This is a genomic window from Parapedobacter defluvii (genome assembly GCF_014642075.1).
GTDB classification, from domain to species: Bacteria; Bacteroidota; Bacteroidia; order Sphingobacteriales; family Sphingobacteriaceae; genus Parapedobacter; species Parapedobacter defluvii.
Window position 1 is genome coordinate 777,214 of record NZ_BMIK01000001.1, and the last position, 21,161, is coordinate 798,374.

Below are 21,161 nucleotides of genomic sequence, written 5' to 3' on the forward strand. Positions count from 1 at the left end.
TTTTTAGAAGTTTGCACTTAAGCCAAGATTAAATACCCGATAGGGTTGAAACGTACTCATGCTCCCGATTTCAGGATCAACATACTTTGACCGCATGCGGTCAAAGGTGAATAAGTTTTGCGCCGTGAATGCCACCCGGATTCTTTCGGATTTTATCCGCTGCGATATGCTTTCCGGCAGTTGGTATGCGATTGTTAAGTTTCGTAATCGTAAGTAGGAGCGGCTGCTCAGGAAGTAATCATTAGCAACATGGTTGGTAGAAGGCGACAACGACAATGCCGGATAAGAGATTGTCTCACCCGCAGCATAACGCTCGGGTGTCCAAGCATGCAAGTGTATATCGTTGAAGATACCTTTCCCCAAATTTTCGTAGGCACCTATGCCGCTTAGGAACTGAGACGCGTGGTTGACACCGTGCAACAAGAAGGAAAACTCCCAGTTTTTCCAGGTAGCTCCTGCTGTTAAACTATATTCCTGCTCAGGTAACCGTGCATATCCCATAGGAGCCATATCGCGTTCGTCAATGATGCCGTCTGCATTCAGGTCTTGATAGATGAAATCACCCACCCTGGGCGATCCGAATGAGTAGTCGAGTCCAGAATTCGCGAGCTCCTCCGCAGAATTGAACATTCCATTGCCGTTCTGGTAGTCGATTTTATAACCCCAAAGTTGACCAAGGGCATAACCCTGGGAACGGTAAGGGTACGCATAATCGTCTCCTTTTGATGCTTCGTTAATGTCAATGACCTTGTTTTTTGCTTGCATGAAATTCGCTTGAGCGAAAACAGAAAAGTCCTTCGTGAACGTTTTGTTATAACCCAATGACAATTCCACCCCTTTGTTTTCCATCACACCGTCGTTCAACTTTGGATAGTAATTTAAGGGGATACCTTGGTATTCGGGTATTCTGGAACTGCTGTTTATCAGCATATTATTTACTTTATGGGTGAAATAGTCAACATTCAATGTAAATTGATTCCACAATCCGAGATCAAGCCCAAGGTTCAACTTTTTAATTCGCTCAGCTTCGAGCGCCGGATTACCCCGTTCCAATTCCGATCCATCGGACCGGATGTTATCCAGATACAGAAATCTCGAATCGCCCAATTGATCGTTGGCTGTAATGCCGTATGAAGCGCGCAATTTGAGCAGAGTCAGCAGGTTTGAATCGAAAAAGTCCTCTTTTGACGCAATCCAGGCACCGGATATGGCGGGTGTGCTTGCGTACCGGTTGTCGGGGTGAAATTGCTCCGAACCTGAAAAACCGTAATCGGCTTTCAGGAAATACCGGTCTTTATAGCCATAGAGCACCGTTACCCCATAATTCTGACGCATATAAGGGAGCACAGTATTGCTGCTACCTGCGGCTTCTTTTTCCTGTTTTAGGTAATAGGTATGGGCAGAAGCATCCATGCTATGGTCGCCAAACCGGCGATTATAGTCCACGCTAGCCAACAGGTTCAGGTAATAAAAGAAAGTTGAGCCTTTGCCATAAGACAGGGGAGTATTTTCAAAGGATTTGTACGTGGAGAAGTCAGTTAACGTAGAGAAATCATCGCCTCTGAGTACCCTTTTATAGCTTTGAAGGGTATTAGTTTCATTCCGTAGATACGTTTGGTAGGCCATTCCTCCTTTGACAGACAATCCCTTCGTCAAAAAATCCATGTTTAAATTGAGTCCCGTTTGGGCAATTACATTGGTTTCGATAATTGAGCGATAACCGGATCGATTTAACATGCCATAGACAGGATTATCCAAATCGGTTACGGTTACCACCTGATTGCTCATTTCAGGGTTGTCTTCGATGATTGGAGACAAGGGTCCGAACATCGTGGGGGGCTGCTGGAAAATCTGCTCATATATGCTCCATCCCATGCCACCGCCGGCTAGAATCTCTCGTTTTACGTTGCCCGTTAACCGCATGTATCCGCTCAGGTAGTTGTTAAACTTTACATCCATGTTGGTACGGAAATTTCCAATATTCACCCGTGGAGTGGGATCATATTTCCGGTCCGGCTCATCGGCAATGATAAAAGGTTCCCCTTGATTGACGAAACTCAGGTTGGAAAAATAACGGAATTTTTCACTTCCACCGGAGACATTCACTCCAATGCGTTGCCGCATTACGAAGTCTTTAATATACTGGTCAAACCAATTATTGTTTGGATATCCGATATCGCTTCCCAAACGGAACTGTTCAATGTCATTTTCAGAGAACTGGGAAAAAGGACCTAAACCATCGCGTTCGCCAGCAGCATTACGTAGCTCCGCATATTGCGCTGAGTTGATGAATAAAGGCCGTTTAGTCATTTGCTGAAAAGACTGGTCTACATAACCCTCTACATTTAATTTGCCATTGTGGCCGCGCTTTGTGGTGATTACAATTGCACCTGAAGACCCCTGTATGCCATAAATGGCCGTAGCGGAAGCATCCTTTAGCACGGAAACACTTTCGATTTCTTTGGGCGAAATGAATTCGACATATTGAGTGGGGGCAATGACTCCGTCAATGATAAGTAATGGATTATTGCCGTTTACGGATGAGGATCCGCGGATCGCTTTGGATAGGTTTCCATAACCGAAGAATGTCAACTCAGCGATATTGGAAACGACCGTTAGTCCAGGAAGCCGCCCTGCATAGGTTTCCGAGAGAACGTTGCTAGGTGTTTTATCCAATTCGGCACCCGAAACTGACGAAACGGCACCGGTAATAGACTCGCGGGTATAGGACTGATAACCATAGTTCACCGATCCACCCATATGATGAGGGTCAATTTTAAGAACAATTTCCTGATTGGCTATCTGATCGAGTGATATACGTAGATTTTGATATCCCGATGCGGAAATCAGTAGGTAGTCTCCACCTGCAATTTCGGGCAAAGGGAAGGTGCCGTCTTTGGCTGTCAGCGATACATTTTTGCCGTCTTCCGTGGCGATAATTGCGCCACCTATAGGCTGATTAAATTCATTTATGATTCGAATTGATGCCGTACTCGCCTGTTGTGCGAAAAGCGGTGCTGCCATCATGAACAGGATGATGTAGAGTGCAGCGATTTTTATATTTTTTTCCATACTAATAGTCCTTGTAGTTTACCATCCCGGATTTTGCCATTTTTGCCCCGTAACCGACTCTAGCGTAGCCGCCTCATTCAAGGGTAGGGGCAGCAGGAGATCACGGTTTTGATAGCCGCCACGCGGATTGTTGGAAATATTTCTGCGTGTATAGGTATAGCTGCCGTTCCCATTTTTGGTAATAACCATGGCGGTCAGCCACTTATTTAACTCGCTTAAATCTCCATCGGGGGTTTGCCAGCGTCTTACGTCAAAATAACGCTGTTCTTCCCAGGCTAGCTCTATTCTCCGCTCGTTCCGGATGCGCAGAATCAATTCTGCCGGTGATAGATCTGCAGGAAGTGCCGGCATTCCTGATCGAGCCCGTACCTCGTTTGCCGCGGCTCTTGCGTCTTCAAGATTGCCGGACTCGGCTGCCGCTTCGGCCAAATCCAATAAGGTTTCGCCCAAGCGATAATATTTCCAGTTGGAATTGTTGATTTGATTGATTCCACTGGCACCGGGTGTGACGAGCTTGCAATGGTAATAACCCGTGCGAGAAGCCATACGGTTTGTGATGTCAAAACTTGGTGCATGTTTTCCACCGGTGAACGTCTCTATTTCTACCGTTTGGTTGTCCCATATAATGTTGCTCCCATTGTACAATGCAGTTTCCGCCATCCGGGGATCGCGGTTTGCATAGGGATTGTTGGGATCATACAAGGTGTTTTTCGGATTGTAGTTGGGTTGCAGGTGTTTTTCATCCAAGTAAGGCTTATTGAGATCCAATACCGGCTGGCCATCAATGGTCTCGAACGCATCGATCAGTTCCTGAGTTGGAGAAGAAGCACACTTATAAGTATTGGACATGTTGCTGCCGATATAGCCGATGTGCCATACGAATACGCCGCCAGACCTTACTTGAAAGATTGTTTCCTTGTCGCGTGGTGTTGCTGAATAATCGGCGTCTTGACATACCAGTTGGCGTAATGCTGCGGCAGGTCCGTTACCGAATACAGCGGGTTGTGTGGTCTGTGTAAACAACTCGTATCCATTGGCCTTTAGTTGGGTCACCGCTTGCTTAATCACGTTGTAAGCTTCCGGCCAGTAATTTTGACCTTCGTTATGAAGCGGACTGGCGGCAAACAACATGGCTTTTGCTTTTAATGCACATGCCAGTGCTTTGGTCATCCGCATTGCGTCGTTCGGATCAGTGATGCGCCATGGTAAGTTTGTTTCCGCAATCGCAGCATCACATTCTGCAACAATAAATTTGGCTACATCATATACCGATGACCGGGTCAATGACGAAAAGTCGGCATCAAAGGGTACCGTGGCATCTAATATAGGCACTTTGCCGAACCATTTGACAAGCTCCATATAAAAGAAGGCACGCAATACCCTCGCTTCTGCTTTAAATCGCCCGCGGTTGCTTTCCGTTTTTACCGCCGCATTATCAATGAGTTCAATGAATTGAGAACACAGGCGGATTTGCTGCCAGGAGCGGTTCCAGTAATCCGTATTACCGGCCCCGTGACCATCGGGCGCATCACGCAGGCTGTGGGAGGAAGCAGAGTTGTTATCATTGTAAAGGCCGGTAGTGATGACCCCCTGTGCTTCGTCGGAAGTCCACGCATCGTCGGTAGCTGCCACCACAGCTTCTTCGAAGAACCAGTACGCGTATCCTTTTTGTGGAATGTTTTGATAGCAGGTATTCAACAATGCTTCTACTTTTTCCGGATCGGACAATACCTCGTCCATCTGCATATTGCCGTCCGGTGCCATGTCTAAGGCATCGGTACAACTTGCATAAGGAAGCACGAAAAGCAATATCATGAAGGTTAATCGTTGGAATTTCATATCATGCAACTTAAAAGGTTAGAAAGTAATATTAAGACCAAAATTGATCATCTTGGTCAATGGATAAACCAACGGGTCATTTTGCTCGGGATCTACCGTGTCAATCGGGAATTTCTTAAACGTCAAAAGGTTATTTCCGTTTATATAGGCCCTCAACTGCTGCACCCGGATTGGTTTCAGCAATTTGTCGGGAAGGCGATAACCAACTTCCATGTTTTTCAGGCGTAGAAACGAGCGGTCCATAATGAAAAAGTCATTGGCAACATGACTGACGCCCGAACTCATGGCAAGTGCGGGATAGGCGATGGCCTCGCCGTTTGCATACCGTTCGGGAGTCCAGGCTTGGCGGTGCCAGCCATTATAAAATCCAACTAATGCGAATTCATTGACACCCCATCCATTTGTATATTTGTTGCTTTGACCGATGCCTGTGAGCAGAAACGATAAGTCGAAATTCTTATAGTTCAACGTACCTGAGAAACCATAAGATACCCGCGGAACATCTGGATACCCGATCGGTACCAAGTCACGGTCGTTAATGACATTATCCCCATTGACGTCGACGTATTTGAAATCTCCTAGACGGGGGGTCCCACCCATTTGGTAGTCGGGTAAGTTATCAAGTTCTTCTTGGGTATTGATATACCCATTGCCATTGCTGTAATCAATCTTGTATCCGAATGGTTGACCGATGCTGAATCCTGTTCTGCGGTAGCGATAAGCATAGTCTTCACCATAACGGACCTCATCGTAATTAACGATTGTATTCTTATTGTATGCGAAGTTTCCTTTCAGCACGACTGAAAAATCCGTACTCATATTTTTGCGGTAAATGAGCTCCGCTTCAAAACCTTTGTTATCCACAACGCCGATATTAACTTTGGGGATATTGTCTAAGGGGACACCTTGCAAAGCTGGGACGGTTTTGCGGCTGATCAATATTTTATCCCGGTGTTCTTTAAATACATCGATATTCAGGGAGATACTATTCAAAAATCCGAGCTCAAGACCGATGTTGGTTTTGCGGGCTATTTCCCATTGGAGGGCTTCGTTACCCATTCTTCCCTGCGTGATGCCCTGACCCCGTCCCAATGTGGGGAACACACCACCCCCGATGTTGATGAAACTTTGATACAGAAATCGGTCTTCACCCATTTTATCATTTCCGGTGAGACCGTGTGATGCACGTAACTTTAAGTTGGTCAGTACAGGATTGTCTGCAAGGAACGCCTCGTTGCTTGCTACCCAGCCGACTGAAAATGCTGGAAATGAACCGAATCGATTTTTCGGTGAGAACTGTTCCGATCCGTTGTAGCCATAGTTAAACTCGGCTAGATAACGATCGTCGTAGTTATAGGTTGCTCGTCCTACGATACCCACAATGTTGTAGGGCAAATCGGCTGAGTACTTATCCCAATTGTCCCGCTGATAAAGGAACATACCGCCGACATTATGCCGTCCAAATGCCCGGCTGTAATTAAGCGATGTTTGATAATTCATATAATAGCGTGTCGACATCGATTTGGATAACCGGATTGCAGCATCCTGATTCGTACGGATCGCCGAATATCCACTGGGGTCGTCTGCGCTGCGCCCCACATGAAATGCATAGGTGTCGAGGCTACGCACTCCTTGTAAAATGGTGCCAGCCTGGCTGTCGAAGGCGATCATTCCTTTGGCTGATAATCCCTTTGTGATAAAGTCCAATCCCCAGTCCAGCGCGAACGACGAGTTCAGCATGTTGGTTGTTTCCTGCCGGTAACCGCGACGGTTGATTTCTCCGTATGTATTTCGATCTTGACCCGATTGTGCGATGATCTCATTTTCAGGAACTCCATATCCGGCAACCGTCACTGGCCCCGGATCTGTAGGAGGTGTTCCCCAAGTGTAGGCAATCATGTTTTGTACCATCCCCGCAACACTACCGCCGAATAAGTCGATCGTTTGCGGTGTATTCATTTTTTCCAGATATGTGGCAATATTCAACGATGCCTTTAGATTTTTGGCGATATTATAATCGATGTTACCGCGGAAATTATAGCGATCCATTTTATAGCTCGGATCGTAACCGAGGAAACTTTCAGGTTCTGTTTTGAAGTTTCCGCCTTGCCCGATGTATCCTGCATTCAGGAAATAAGTGAACCGCTCGCCTCCGCCATTGAAATTAGCGTTGGCTCGGGTTTGCGGGGCCCAATCGCGGAAGTAATCGTGAAATACGTCGCGATCGGGATAAAATATGGGATCCTCCCCGCTCCTGTATTTATCGATCATGTATTGGGTAAAAGGCATTTGATCTTCCGTCGCGTCAGGATTGGAATTCAGGAATGCCTGGTTTCGCAATTCAGCAAATTCCCAAGAGTGGATGCGATCTGCTTGGGACAAAAAGCGTTGGATACTATGATCTACCGAGACGTTTAACTCCGATTTGCCTGCTTCACCCCGGCGCGTGGTGATCATGATGACACCATTGGCACCACGGACTCCGAATACCGCAGTTGCAGATGCATCTTTCAAAATACTGATGGATTCTACTTCACTGGGATCTATTTTACTGATGTTATCACGTGGGATACCATCAATTAGAATCAAAGGGGAGTTGTCGTTCAGGGTTCCCAATCCACGGAGGTATAGATTGACCATGTCATTTCCCGGTTGTCCTGAAGATTGCAGTCCTACCAATCCGGGTAACCGACCGGCCAATGAGGTGGATAAATTGGCAGATGCGCTATGCTTTAAATCTTTGGTATCGATGGTTGAAATGGCGGCTGTTACGGAAACCTTCTTTTGTACACCATAACCTACAACCACTACTTCGTCCAGACCAAAGTTTTCGGATTCTAATGTGACTTCAATAAACTTTGCATCGCGGACGGGGATTTCCTGCCCTAAATAACCCACCAAGCGAAACGTCAGCGTATCGCCAATGCTTATTCCCGTCAGTGAGAATATACCGTCTGTATTTGACGATGCGGCGGCACGCTTATTTTTAACACTGACTGTTACACCAGCCAATGGGCCGTCAGCATCTTTCACTCTTCCGCTTATATCCAGTCCCTGTTGCGCATTTAAGGCAATTGGTGTGGAAGCTAAGGCGAAAACAAGCGTACATAACAGCCACGAATTTTTTAAATTTCGGAAGCGTTTAGACATAATTTGCAATTAATTGGATAAATAATCTAGTTCATACTTGGTTTCCATTGCGGATTTCTCTCCGTTAAGGGGTTATCGCATTTGAATAATGCCTATTTATCAAAATCTGAACTTTAATATAAGGTTATTAATAAGAAGAAATGTCTCCAGTGTGTCGGTCCCTCGGCCAACGATGGTTGACGTTTAACTAATAGTCAACGATACTTAATAGGCGTCCACTATACTTTTTTCATAACATGTAAAGCTGGGGTCATATAATATTGGTTTTACAACTACACAAAAATAGTGACGAATCTTCTTCCGGCAACCCGATCCATACCGTAGTGACCTGTGCTGTCCTGCTATAAATATAGGCCGTTAACTGCATAACAAGTGAAATAGTGGAGTAAAAGTAAAAAAAATGGAGTCTTTCAAACTTCTCAGGATAGTGCGGGTTGCGGGCTGCCGTTGTCGTCATTACTTTTGTTTCACTACCAAGTAAAACAGATTATAGATGCAATTTGCTAACGGTATCACAATTATAATCTTCTGTTGTATTTACTTTTAAGAAAAAAAGTATCTTATAAGAAGCAGTATCGTTAACCAATTTTTAATGTCCGGGATGATTGTGAGTGTGTTTTTTATCATTTATTGTCGCTTTATCTATTGTTCAATAGAAATTCTCCTGTTTCAATTATTGTATTGCAATTGTTGGTAATCGAGCGGTATGTGACGTTCGCCTGGAGGGATATTAGAATTGAAATTGCTAACCAAAATAAAGGATTTATGGAAAATGTGGAAAATCGGGTAGCAACGAAAATGTTTCAAATGTTTAACAGCACGTTGTCACAGTGTGTTGAATTCACCTTAAAATAATTCTAACGTTTAAATTATGAGAACAAAGAAAGCATACATGCAAATGGGGACGGTGGTGATGACGTTGCTCGCACTCATAAGTTTCAACTTTATCAGTTATGCTCAGGAACAGATTACGGTGACGGGTACGGTGCTGGATTCATTGGATAACATTCCGCTGCCGGGTGTTACCGTCAGTGTCGAAGGGGCAACTACCAGTACCAAAACCAATGAGGATGGCGAATTTAGTCTCAATGTGCCACGTGAAGCTACGTTAGTTTTTGCTTATTTGGGATACAACACGGCTTATAGGACCTTACAGGGGGAAGACCACATCGATGTTCGACTCAGTTCCGCGATACAAGGCCTTGATGAGGTAGTGGTGGTAGGGTATGGGCAGCAAAAAAAAATATCCGTAACCGGTGCGGTTTCGAGTGTGGGTAACAAAGAACTGCGCAAAAGTTCGTCTGCAAGCTTAGCGGTAGCATTGGCAGGAAAGCTGCCGGGGTTGGCGTCCTTGCAGCGGGGAGGTGGGCAGCCGGGACGTGACGATGCGACGATGTTTTTAAGGGGGGCAGCGACGACCAATGGTCAATCGCCGCTGATCTTGATTGACGGTGTGCCGAGGGATAATATCCGCACATTGGATGCCAATGAAGTGGAATCGGTAACGGTGTTGAAGGATGCGTCCGCAACGGCCGTGTTCGGGGTTAGGGGAGCCAATGGTGTCATTCTCGTTACGACACGGAGAGGACAGGAGGGGAAGATGGAACTTAATGTAAGCCTCGATCAAAGTTATACGTCGCTGACCCGGGAACCTGAACGCCTGCATTCTTGGGACTATATGGCATTGCGCAATGAAGCAGCTAAAAACGATGGTGTTGAAACCCCTCCGTTCAGTCAGGAGGTAATTGACCGCTATATCAATCCCCTGGCAGGGTTGGATCCCAATGATCCGGATTATGCGCAACAGGCCCGCATCCGGGAGTATATGTATCCCGATCACGACTATTATCGGATGTTTATTTCGAAATATACGCCTCAAACGCGGCTGAATGTCAACGCCGTTGGGGGTACAGATAAGGTCAGCTATTTCGTAAATGGCGCATTGCTCCGGCAGGGCGGGAATCTGAACACTGAACCGAAGTCGGTGCTGGGGTACGATCCGTCCTCCTGGTTGGAACGCTATAATTTCAGGGCGAACCTTGACTATAATGTCAGCTCGTCTGTGAAAGCATTCCTGAATATCGGTAATTACATTGAGAAGGTTAACATGCCTTCAGCAGGGCTATATGGTGGGGATACCAATTGGATGATACGGGATTTAATCTACCAAGCCCAGTCCGTTTTGCCTATTACGCCCGGCCCCGTAACCATTGATGGATTCGGTGTAGCGCCGGGGCAGGTGGTGGATCCGGGATATATGGACCGTTCGGCGTTTGAAATCATCAATCGGATGGGGTACCGGAATGAAGTGCGATCAAACTTGAATGCCTCATTGGGGGTAGATGTTTCGCTTGAAAAAATTACTCCCGGATTGAGTATCCGGGGTATGGTTTCGTACGATTCCCGTGCAACGACGGCCATGCAGGGCTACAAAACCGAGCGGTTGTATTTGGCTGAAGTCAATCCGGAGACCAACGCGATGAGTTATGCCGTTAAGCGCTCGGATGAGACATTGCTTAGCTTGGAAAAGGGAGCAGATTCGCGGTACAATATCAACTTGCAGGGATCTATAAATTATGCCCGTACGTTTGCCGATAAACATGAAGTGGGCGGGATGATCCTTGCCCAACGGGATTATTGGGAGTCGACCGCTGGGGAAATTCCCTTTAATGTAATTGGCGTGGCGGGTAGGATTACGTATGGATACGACAACCGCTACTTAGCAGAATTCAACATGGGCTATAATGGTTCGGAGCAGTTTGCGCCGAGTCGCCGGTTCGGTTTCTTCCCGGCTGCCTCCGTGGGGTGGGTAGTTACGAATGAACATTTTATGCCGGAAAGCAATGTGCTTTCCAACTTGAAGTTAAGAGCTTCTTATGGAAAGGTAGGCAACGACCGGATTGGAGATATCCGCTTCCTATACCAGTCTGATATTACGATTGGCGGGGGACCGTTAGGTAGTTTAGGAAGAGGCCAGGGTATCAATCAAGGGTTGCTGGGGAATCCGAACATCACCTGGGAAGTGGCAGAGAAACAAAATTATGGTGTGGACATGGGGTTGTTCAATGCGGTGAATATCGCCTTCGATTATTTTATTGAGGATCGTAGTGATATTTTGATTAGACGGCAGTCTGTACCTGAGTTTCAAGGAGTACCGCTCGATAACGTGCCCCGTTTCAACATGGGAGTCGTCCAAAACAAAGGATTCGAAGTTGAACTCAATTATAACAAAACAATTAACGATAAGCTGAACCTGACGTTTACAGGTAACTATGGGCAGAATGCCAATGTGGTTAAATTCATGGACGAACCCTCCCGGGATGAAGATTATGTCCATCGGTATCGTAACACGGGGTATGCGCTTAACCAAAATTGGGGATACAAGATCGACTACAGCAACGGCAATGGGATGTTTAATTCACAGGAGGAATTGGACGCATACATGGCCACCACTTCCTATGGTTTTGGTGTTCCAAGGGTGGGCGATTTCAAATACATCGATGTGAACAAGGATGGCGTGGTTGACGACCGCGATCAGGTACCTATCCATTACAGTTCCATTCCGGGTATTGTATATGGTTTCGGACTGTCGGTGGGGTATTCGGGTTTTGAATTATCAGCTTTTTTCCAGGGGGTTGGGAAGTATTCCGCCATGTGGGATGCCAGCCAGGGCGTCTATGAGTATACCTATCAAGGCACCTATTTCGGTTACCATAGGAATGCCTGGACACCTGAGCGCTATGCAAACGGCGATAAAATAACATACCCCGCGTTGAGTACACATAGCACAACAAACCACGTAGCGAATGATTTTTTCATCATGGACCGTTCTTACCTGCGTCTCCGAAACATTGAACTCGCCTATACAGTGCCATCTGATGTGTTCAAAAGAATCGGAATAAATACCCTGCGTATCTATGTGGGCGGACAAAATCTTTTCTTGTGGGATAAGTTACCGATGGACCATTTGGATCCGGAAAATATAGATCCGATCGGTTATCCGGTGACCAAGATGATAAATTTCGGGTTAAATGCAACTTTTTAATTGGGAGAGAAAATGATACAGCAAATTAAAAAATACGTAGTATGGGGTATGGTGTGTCTACCGCTTTTGAGTGTTTCGATCTCCTGTAAAAAGGCGTTGGACATGGCACCTGACGGCCGGTTGACATACGATGAAATATTCGCTGAAAACGACAAAGTCGGGGCATTCTTGAATTCCTGCTATACGTATATGCCTGCGAAAGGGGTGCGTTACTTCTTTTGGAGCCGGGGGCCGGTCGAGTGGAGTGACGAAGCCTGGGACACAGATGCCGAATCGGAATCCGGACTGATGTCGGGCCGGCTTTATAACGGCGATGCGTCGGCCGCGAATCATCCGGCGGTCAATGTCAGTGAAGATAGCGGAAATGGAAATTATTGGGGACGTTACTGGGCAGGTATACGCAACAGTACCGTGTTTATCAACCGTATTGACAGTGCAGTAGTAGACAACGAGTCGGATCGCAAACGGTGGAAGGCGGAAGCGCATTTATTGCGCGCATATTATTACCACGAACTGCTCAAGTGGTACGGAGCGGTTTTACCCATTGTTCGGGAACCTTATGACTTCGATGCAGATTTTTCGCAAGTGCAGAAAGCCAGTTATTACGAGGTGACAAAATTTATCATGGAAGACTGCGATGCGGCCCTGGCTACGGACGAGTTGCCCTGGCGGATTACATCCGACGGAGAAGCTTATCGGCTTACGAAGGCTTTTGCCGAGGCCATTAAGTCCAAAATGATCCTGTTCGCAGCCAGTCCGCAGAACAACGCCGGCGAAAACCGGTGGCAGGAAGCGTATGAGGTCAATAAACAGTCGTTAGCCAATTTGCGGAACCAAGGCTACGAACTGTACAATAAAGTGAATTTTCCACAGACTTACCTTTCGGACAATGCATTTATTGGCCCCGACAAAAATGAAAAAGCCGCTTTGTACAACGAATATTTCACACAGACCACGCAATTTGCGGCTGCTCCCGTCGATCGGGAGACCATTTATCAAAGCCGGGATAGCCAGGGAGATGTCTGGAACATAGATGGCATAGGTGCACAAGACGGTTACAAATCAGGCACCTGCCCCTCTCAGGAGTTGGTTGATGCTTATGAAACGATTGATGGACAGCCCATACTGGACTTGGCAAATCCATATGCAGATGAAAAGCACCTGCAACCCAACTACAATCCGGAAAACACGTTGTATGATCCGGCTGATCCCTATGCCAACCGTGATCCCCGTTTTTACGCATCTATTTATTACAACGGGTCCAGGCGGTATGCGTTTTGGAATTTTGCCGAAGCGAAGGAATCGGTGGAAAACTATCCCGCACCGATGGGTGCAAGGACCCGGATTATTGCTACCTGGGCAGGCGAACCTCAAACCGGTCTTCATCCCACGGTGCGGAAAGCAACCCGTACCGGCTATTTCCAACGGAAATTTCTGCATCCCAATTCCGGCACGAACAACCGCGTCACCGGCGCCAACTGGAAGATTTTCCGTTTGGGTGAAGTCATTCTGAATTTCGCGGAAGCAGCCGCCGAAGCGGGGCATCTCGATGAAGCACGGGAAGCAGTTAACGAGATTCGTAGCCGGGTCGGAATGCCCGAACTACCCGCAGACCTAAATCAAGCGCAACTGATACTCAGAATCCGTCACGAACGCCGTGTTGAACTGGCAATGGAAGAGAATCGGTATTTCGATGTAAGGCGTTGGCTCAATCCCGGTGAAGATCTTTCCAAAACCGACAAATGGATTACCGCAGCGAACATAATCCGCAATGGCGACGGTACGTATACCTACGGCAGGCGCACCGTTCGCGATGTGGAACGCCGGAATTATACAAGCCGGTTTGTCTGGCTGCCCATTCCATTGGATGAAGCAAACCGGTTGAGGTCAGCAACGGGAGTAGACTGGCAGAATCCAGGATGGTAGAACATGGAAAACTTTATTCAGATGACAAAGTATTTGATTGATACGGCAAGGTGGAGCGCTTTGGCAATTTTAGTGTCCCTTTGTTCTTGGGTCTATGCACAGGAAAATACCCAAACAGTAAGCGGTCGTGTGGTAGATGAATTAGGCCGCCCGTTGCCCGGCATCGGAGTCCAATCTGAAAACGGCAAAAATGGCACCTCTTCCGACTGGGAAGGCAGCTTCTCGATTGACGTTTCGGATGGCAGCACCTATCTTGTCTTTGCGGGCGACGACTACCGCACACAACGTGTCGTTTTGGCGGACGCGGAAGAGGGAATGGAAATAACGATGGTAAAGGATAACGATCGTCAGGACCAACTTGTTGAGTTGGGGTACACCCGCCAGCTCAGGCAGGAAATGACGGGCGCGGTTGCTACCGTATCGGGCAGCGTATTGGAGCGGCATCCCGTAGCCAATCTGAGTCAAACCTTTGCGGGTCGGTTGGCGGGGCTGACTACTCAGGAAACCTTTTCCGAACTGTCACGGGCCAATACAAGCTTGTACGTCCGGGGTATTTCCAGCGCGCGGTTGAATAGTCCCTTGGTGATCATTGACGGCATCCCGACTTCTTACAACAGCAGTCAGTCCCTGGAGTATATATCGGCAAATGAAATCGAATCAATCAGCGTGCTCAAAGATGCATCCACACAAGCATTATACGGAATACAAAGCGCCAATGGTGTTATTGTGGTAACCACCAAGCGGGGCAGGCCGGGCAAGGTTGACATCAACGCACGGATCGACCAGTCCATCCAACAGGTAACCACCAGGCCGGTGTTTTACACGGCGGCAGAATATGCAGAAATGCGCAATCAAGCGGCATTTAACGATGGTATCGAAAATCCGTTTACGGAGGAGCAGCTTGCCCATTTCCGGAGCCGGGATTTACCCGACTTGTATCCAAGCAACGACTGGTACGACCGTTTTATGCGTGATTTTGCGTCTATGCAACGGGTAGGAGTGAACGTGACCGGTGGTAATGACCGGGTAACGTATTTTTCCAACCTGAATTTCATGCATCAGGGAGGATATTTCAAGACCGATCAGGACCGGTACAACTCCAATGCGAACAACGTATGGATAAATTACCGTTCGAATGTCGATATGCGTTTCAACGATTACCTGACGGGCTTTGTTCGGCTTAGTGGAAATATTAAACGTGAGCGTACACCGGGTGGGGCATCCAATGCCGATGTATATGGAAGCATCTTCCAATTGCCGCCTACCCTGTATGGACCCACCACTCCTCAGGTACTTGATCCGGAGACGGGGGAAGTGCTCGACCCGGGTGGGGAAGTCATTACCACCCAGGCAATTGATTCGCCAACCTATGGGTTATTGAATCGGACCGGATATATCCGGCATACGGTAACGAACATTACCTCCCAATTCGGCCTGGATCTCGATATGAGTTTCTTAACCAAGGGATTGAACCTTTCAGGGGTATTTGCGTACCAAACCAATTCGGTGGGGAGTCTGAGCACCTTGCAGGACTTTGAGCGCTATCAACGCACGAACAATTGGGATGTGCTGGAGTTTACCAAAAAAGGGGGAGAGCAGAACACGCCGCTGCGGTACGAAAAAGGTCACCAATATTACTATCATTTGACCTATAAGGCACAATTGGATTACCAGCGTACATTCGGAAACCATCAACTGAGTGGGTTGGGATACATGTTTTACCAAAACCTGACCAAAGCCGATGTCAGTTCGCCGGAATTGCTGCCGTACAATCGGGTAAATACAGGAATCGAGTTGAATTACGGTTTTGCAAACCGGTATTTTATCAAAGCGGTAACCGGTTACTCTGCGTCTGAACAATATGCGCGGAACCATCGGTACGTATTTACCCCGGCAGTCGGCGCCAGTTGGCTGGTCTCCAACGAACGTTTCATGGAGGGATCAAAAAATTGGCTTTCTCTGCTAAAAATCCGGGGTTCCTGGGGTAAGACCGGTAACGACCAAAGCGGACTAAGCAGATACGCATATCTAGATAATATCCGGCAAGCGTCGGGCGGCCCCTTAGCTTACCTTCAATACCTAATCATCGAAGAACAGACGGGCAATCCCTTGATACAGGCGGAGATATCCACGAAAACAAACCTCGGTTTGGACTTGGGATTATTTAATGCATTCAGTTTAAGTGTGGATGTATTCAAGGAACGGATGGAAAATATGGTGGTCGGCGCGACGGCTACCGTTCCTACCTACCAAGGTGTGCCACTTGATAATTATCCCGCGGTAAATGCCGGTATTTTCGAGAACAAAGGCTACGAAATTACGCTTGGATATTCAAAAACGGTCAACCCCAGGCTTTCATTCGATGTGCAGGGGATATTTGCCTACACGAAAAATAAGGTAATAGATGTTAATGAGGCGATGAGAACGGAAGATTACGCCTACCGCCGGAGGGAGGAGGGCTTTCCCTTTGGTCAGGAATTCGGTTATTTAGTAGATTATAGCAACGGCAATGGCTTTTTCAATTCCACAGACGAAATCACCCAGAGCGGATTAGCGTACGGCTTCGGCACACCCAGGGTGGGCGACCTGAAATACCGTGACCTGAATGGCGATGGAACCATTGACGAACGGGATCTGGCACCCATCGGTTACGGAGCGATCCCCCGCATGACCTATTCCCTGTCGGGCGGGGTCAGGTACGGTGCATTTGACTTAAATGTTATTTTCCAGGGAATCGGCCAGTATTCGTCTATTATCGATGGTGCCGGGGTATGGGAAACCGAATATGACGGACTTTTCGGTTCATTACACCGAAATGCATGGACACCGGAACGGTATGAAAATGGCGAGACCATCACGTGGCCAGCACTTTCAACGACCAAATCGGTTAACCACGAAAACAGCGATTTTGTGAATTTTGACCGCTCGTACCTACGGCTCAAAAACCTGGAAATCGGTTATACGCTATCGGGAGCCAGGATCAAAGCGCTTCGCATGAATCAGATCCGATTTGTACTGAGCGGGCAGAATCTGATTACGTGGGACCATATGAAAACCAAGGATTTCGGCCCGGAAGGGGATGGTTTTCTGTCGTTTCCCGTGTATCGGGTATACAGCGTAGGAATCAATGTGATGTTATAATGGGCAAACAAATAGGGTTATGAAGGCAATCAGTAAAATAAGCTATATATTTTTAGTGACGTTGATCACATCGGCTTGCCAAAAGCAGCTGGATTTGGATCCCGACGGACGGATTACCATGGACGAAGTGTTCAGTGACTACAATCGCACACGGGGATACCTCAATTCGTGTTATGGATATGCGCCTGCACCCAATATGGACCGTGCTTCATTTACTGACGAAGCGCAGGATGCAGATGACGCAATCGCGAACTCAAAATTTACCATCTGGTATGCGGGAAGTATCACCTCTTCTTCTTTTCCCACTTACTCCGTAGACGGTAACCCCTGGATAGACCTCTACGAAGGTATCCGGAAGTGCAATGTCTTTTTGGAGAATATCCAAACCGCAACTGTATATGTGTCGGAAGAGGAAAAAAATGGCTGGATCGCGCAAGCGCATACATTACGGGCATTGTATTATCTGCAGCTCATAAAGCGCTACGGCGGCGTGCCTATTTTTGATAAGCCACTGGAAATAGATCACGATTTTTCAATGGATAGGCGGGCATCGTTTTCGGAAGTTGTGCAGTTTATTTTGAACGACTGCGATGCGGCATTGGCGGTACCGGCTACACGCGATGGGTTTTCATGGCAGATTTACGAAAATCAGTTCGGGAAAATGAGCCGTGCGGTCGCTTACGCTATCAAGTCCCAAGCGATTACATACGCTGCCAGCCCATTGTGGTCCGACGGCACGTTTACCTGGGAAGATGCGACGCGGATCAATGCCGAGGCATTGGCCCAGTGTTTGGCAAACGACTATCGGTTGTTTGACGTGCAACCCGGAGCAGACGTAGCACAGAATGCGTATGCGCTGTATTTTATTACCTCTTCAGACGATGAACGTGCAGTCGACAAAGAAACCATTTATCAGTTGGGAGAGCAGATGGCCGTGTGGCGTGATGCAGGTATGCCCACCAATCCGGGCATGGACCGCTCAGGCCCCGGGCCTACCCAGGATTTGATAGACAGTTACGAGATGGCCAACGGGGAACCGGCTATCCTGGGATATGAGGATGCAGATCGGCTTAAGCCGATCATCAATCCGGCGTCGGGATACAATGAAAACGATCCCTATACGGGAAGAGATCCGAGGTTCTACGCCTCCATTTATTACAATGGTGCGCCACGCAACCTGGGCGGAGGCTCGGGGCGTACCGTAGAGACGTTTGTTGGAGGTGCGGATGGGATTTCTTCGAACGACCGGAAACATACCCGTACGGGCTACTACATGCGGAAATTCAACAACCATCGTTCGGGTCAGAACAATAGTGCCGATGGCGCTATACGCTTGTTCCGATTGGCGGAATTATACCTGAACTTTGCGGAGGCAGCTTACCAATCTGCCGGCCCGGATGTAACGATTACGGAAGGTAATCTATCGATGAGTGCCCGGGATGCGGTGAATGCCGTAAGGGCACGGGCGAAGATGCCCCCATTGCCGGCTGGGCTTAGCAACGAAGATTTTGAGCGTAGATACCGCAACGAACGGCGGATAGAACTCGCTTTTGAAGAACATCGTTATTTTGATGTCAGGCGTTGGAAGATCTTGTCCGAAACCGATAAATTTGTTACCGGTATGCGCATTCAAAAACAGGGTGAAACACTTGCTTACTCCCGTTTCAAACTTAGGAACCGGAATAGCTTTTCTGACAAGTATCTGCTGTATCCGATTGATCAGGATGAAGTTAATAAGATTTTTAACCTGACCGGAGAGAACTGGCAGAATCCGGGTTGGTTGGATTGATTTTTAGAAACTAACCAGTATATAAACAAATGATGAAAAGGATGAAGACAAATTGCATGACCGCAATTACGTTTTGTTGCGGTTTCATGTTTTTTTTGGCGTGCAGGGGAAATCCGCCGGAGCCGCCACCCGTTATTAAACAAACCGCTTATCTTTCGTTTGATGCAGCAACGGCCAACCAACTCGATATTACGGCTAAGAGCAGTCATCAATATCAAATACGAACGACGGGCGCGGACCCGTATATCCAGCTATTACCGTTGACATCCGGACTTGCGGATGGCCATGTGGTATTAGCATTTGAATATCAAACCACTTCATCACTTCATCATTTACAGGTTTTTTTGGGGGCTCCGGTTAGCGAAGAACGTTCGCTAAAGACTTCACAGGTAGCATCCGCTCCGTCGTGGAAAACATTCTCCATTGATTTGGGCGACCAAATCAGGGATTTCAGTTGGGGCAACACGGGAGATTTCATCCGGCTGGACTTTGGCGATGAAGCGAACATCACGTTGGATATTAAGAATGTGCAGTTGCGCAAAAGAAATGAAGCGGAAGAAAAATTGGCCCGGGAGCGGGAGCTTTTCAGGCAGGATGACGAGGCATTGAACCAGGAGATTGCGGCCTATTTGAATCGGAGTTATCCCGCAGAAATTGCAGATGTATCGGTGAGTAAGGAGACAATTACGATACGTGGAACCCTCCCTGGGGGCGAAGCGGCGGTACTTGCGGAAGTTATGCCTTATGAGCAGCTTAGCCGGATTGAGACATTTAAAAATAAACATCCGATCGATGGCTCACCGTTCAGTCTATCGTTGGATCGCTATGTAGAGCAGGAGGGATTTCGGTACGATAGAGCGCTTTCGGCGTGGGCGGTTGTTCGTGAAGGCGGTACCCGGGACGAGCTATTGTCACATGCCCACTATGCGAACGATATTCAGGCCCAATGGAGTATGCCAGCTCAGTCGCTTGCCCATAAAAAAGGGCTGGGAGGATTTTCCGCCAACCGGGGCTTTATCGAAGATCTCGATGACCTGCCGGTAGGTAGCGTAACCGTCAATGTGCCGATAACCAGCTTCCTCTATTTGAATGCACACCCAGGCGCTTACGTTCACGAATACGGTGGCCGGCCCTATTATTTTGACCGTGCAAAAATAGACGAGTTGGATAAAACCTTCCGTGCTGCAGCGGCAAAAAATATCATTGTCTCTGCCATCATTTTAGTACAAAAAGCGGCGGAATGTGCAGATCCGGCAGTTGGCAGGTTGCTGCAGCACGAACACTATACCGCGGATGCGTTTTTTACGATGCCGAGGTTAGACAATGCGGAAAGCGTATACTGCTATGCTGCGGCACTTGATTTTCTTGCCGACCGGTATTGCCGGCCCGGAAGCCCCTATGGACGGATCCATCACTGGATTATGCACAACGAAGTCGACGCGGGAAGTACCTGGACCAACATGGGAAAAAATAGACCCTTGTTCGTGTTTTTAGACAACTATTACAAGTCAATGCGCATCTGCTATACCATTGCGAGAAATTACGATGAACGGTCCGAAGTATTGGGGTCGTTTACCCATTCGTGGACAAATCCGGCTCCTGGCGGTGACTACGCTACCCTGGATATGATTAATGGATTACTCCGGTATTCCGAGGTTGAAGGCGATTTCCAGTGGGGCTTAGCCTATCATCCCTATCCGGAAGATTTGAATGAACCCAAAACCTGGAACGATAGCCAGGCAACGTTCAGCACGAAAACTCCCCTGGTTACGTTCAAAAACCTGGAGGTACTGGATAATTGGGCTAAAAAACCGGAGAATACCTATTTGAAAACAAACAAGCGGACGATTTGGCTCTCAGAAAATGGGACCAATTCCCGTACGTATGCCGAAAAGGATTTACAAGAACAGGCTGCTGGGCTTGCCTATGCGTGGAAAAAACTGGAACGTCTGGACGGAATTGATGCCATGCAGTGGCATAACTGGATCGATAACCGGGGTGAGTTCGGCTTACGGATCGGACTGCGCAGGTTTCCGGATGATGAAGAGGATCCCGGAGGCAGGAAGCCGGTTTGGTATGTCTATCAGGCAGCGGGAACGGAACGTGAAGACGCTGTTTTCGAGCCGTATAAGTCAATCATAGGCCTAAGTAATTGGGATGAGATTATCAAAGACATACAATGATGAATAACCTGAATTG

At 47.6% G+C, this 21,161-nt stretch carries 8 protein-coding genes; 5 read left to right on the plus strand and 3 right to left on the minus strand.

Annotated features, from left to right (window positions below; genetic code table 11):
* Positions 1–3 precede the first annotated feature (3 nt).
* The 3 genes from IEX60_RS02975 to IEX60_RS02985 are packed head-to-tail and all read right to left on the minus strand — an operon-like array spanning position 4 to position 8,061.
* Positions 4–3,072: a SusC/RagA family TonB-linked outer membrane protein gene (locus IEX60_RS02975; RefSeq protein WP_188747192.1), complete on the minus strand. Its 3,069-nt coding sequence runs from the start codon at positions 3,070–3,072 to the stop codon at positions 4–6.
* A gap of 18 nt (positions 3,073–3,090) precedes the next feature.
* A complete protein-coding gene (locus tag IEX60_RS02980) occupies positions 3,091–4,911 on the minus strand; it encodes a RagB/SusD family nutrient uptake outer membrane protein (RefSeq protein ID WP_188747194.1) in 1,821 nt (606 codons plus the stop codon).
* A gap of 18 nt (positions 4,912–4,929) precedes the next feature.
* Entirely contained in the window at positions 4,930–8,061 is a 3,132-nt protein-coding gene (locus IEX60_RS02985) for a SusC/RagA family TonB-linked outer membrane protein (protein WP_188747196.1), read from the minus strand.
* An 871-nt stretch (positions 8,062–8,932) separates the two neighbouring features.
* On the opposite strand from IEX60_RS02985, the gene IEX60_RS02990 reads away from it, so the two are divergent.
* The 5 genes from IEX60_RS02990 (at position 8,933) to IEX60_RS03010 (ending at position 21,145) form a co-directional block, all read left to right on the plus strand.
* Positions 8,933–12,106, plus strand: coding sequence for a SusC/RagA family TonB-linked outer membrane protein (locus tag IEX60_RS02990; protein ID WP_229717383.1), 3,174 nt, complete (start codon positions 8,933–8,935; stop codon positions 12,104–12,106).
* 102 nt (positions 12,107–12,208) lie between these two features.
* Positions 12,209–14,032, plus strand: coding sequence for a RagB/SusD family nutrient uptake outer membrane protein (locus IEX60_RS02995; RefSeq protein ID WP_188747197.1), 1,824 nt, complete (start codon positions 12,209–12,211; stop codon positions 14,030–14,032).
* Positions 14,033–14,053: 21 nt separating this feature from the next.
* On the plus strand, positions 14,054–17,173 hold the full coding sequence (locus tag IEX60_RS03000; protein WP_188747199.1) for a SusC/RagA family TonB-linked outer membrane protein: 3,120 nt from the start codon (positions 14,054–14,056) through the stop codon (positions 17,171–17,173).
* Between the two features lie 19 nt (positions 17,174–17,192).
* Entirely contained in the window at positions 17,193–18,962 is a 1,770-nt protein-coding gene (locus IEX60_RS03005; RefSeq protein WP_188747201.1) for a RagB/SusD family nutrient uptake outer membrane protein, read from the plus strand.
* 41 nt (positions 18,963–19,003) lie between these two features.
* Entirely contained in the window at positions 19,004–21,145 is a 2,142-nt protein-coding gene (locus IEX60_RS03010) for a DUF5722 domain-containing protein (RefSeq protein ID WP_188747204.1), read from the plus strand.
* Positions 21,146–21,161: the final 16 nt, after the last annotated feature.

Excerpts from the sequence above, each read along its gene's own strand:
- IEX60_RS02975 (WP_188747192.1), bottom strand. The coding sequence starts at position 3,072 with ATGGAAAAAAATATAAAAATCGCTGCACTCTACATCATCCTGTTCATG.
- IEX60_RS02980 (WP_188747194.1), bottom strand. The coding sequence starts at position 4,911 with ATGAAATTCCAACGATTAACCTTCATGATATTGCTTTTCGTGCTTCCT.
- IEX60_RS02985 (WP_188747196.1), bottom strand. The coding sequence starts at position 8,061 with ATGTCTAAACGCTTCCGAAATTTAAAAAATTCGTGGCTGTTATGTACG.
- IEX60_RS02990 (WP_229717383.1), top strand. The coding sequence starts at position 8,933 with ATGAGAACAAAGAAAGCATACATGCAAATGGGGACGGTGGTGATGACG.
- IEX60_RS02995 (WP_188747197.1), top strand. The coding sequence starts at position 12,209 with ATGGCACCTGACGGCCGGTTGACATACGATGAAATATTCGCTGAAAAC.
- IEX60_RS03000 (WP_188747199.1), top strand. The coding sequence starts at position 14,054 with ATGACAAAGTATTTGATTGATACGGCAAGGTGGAGCGCTTTGGCAATT.
- IEX60_RS03005 (WP_188747201.1), top strand. The coding sequence starts at position 17,193 with ATGAAGGCAATCAGTAAAATAAGCTATATATTTTTAGTGACGTTGATC.
- IEX60_RS03010 (WP_188747204.1), top strand. The coding sequence starts at position 19,004 with ATGAAGACAAATTGCATGACCGCAATTACGTTTTGTTGCGGTTTCATG.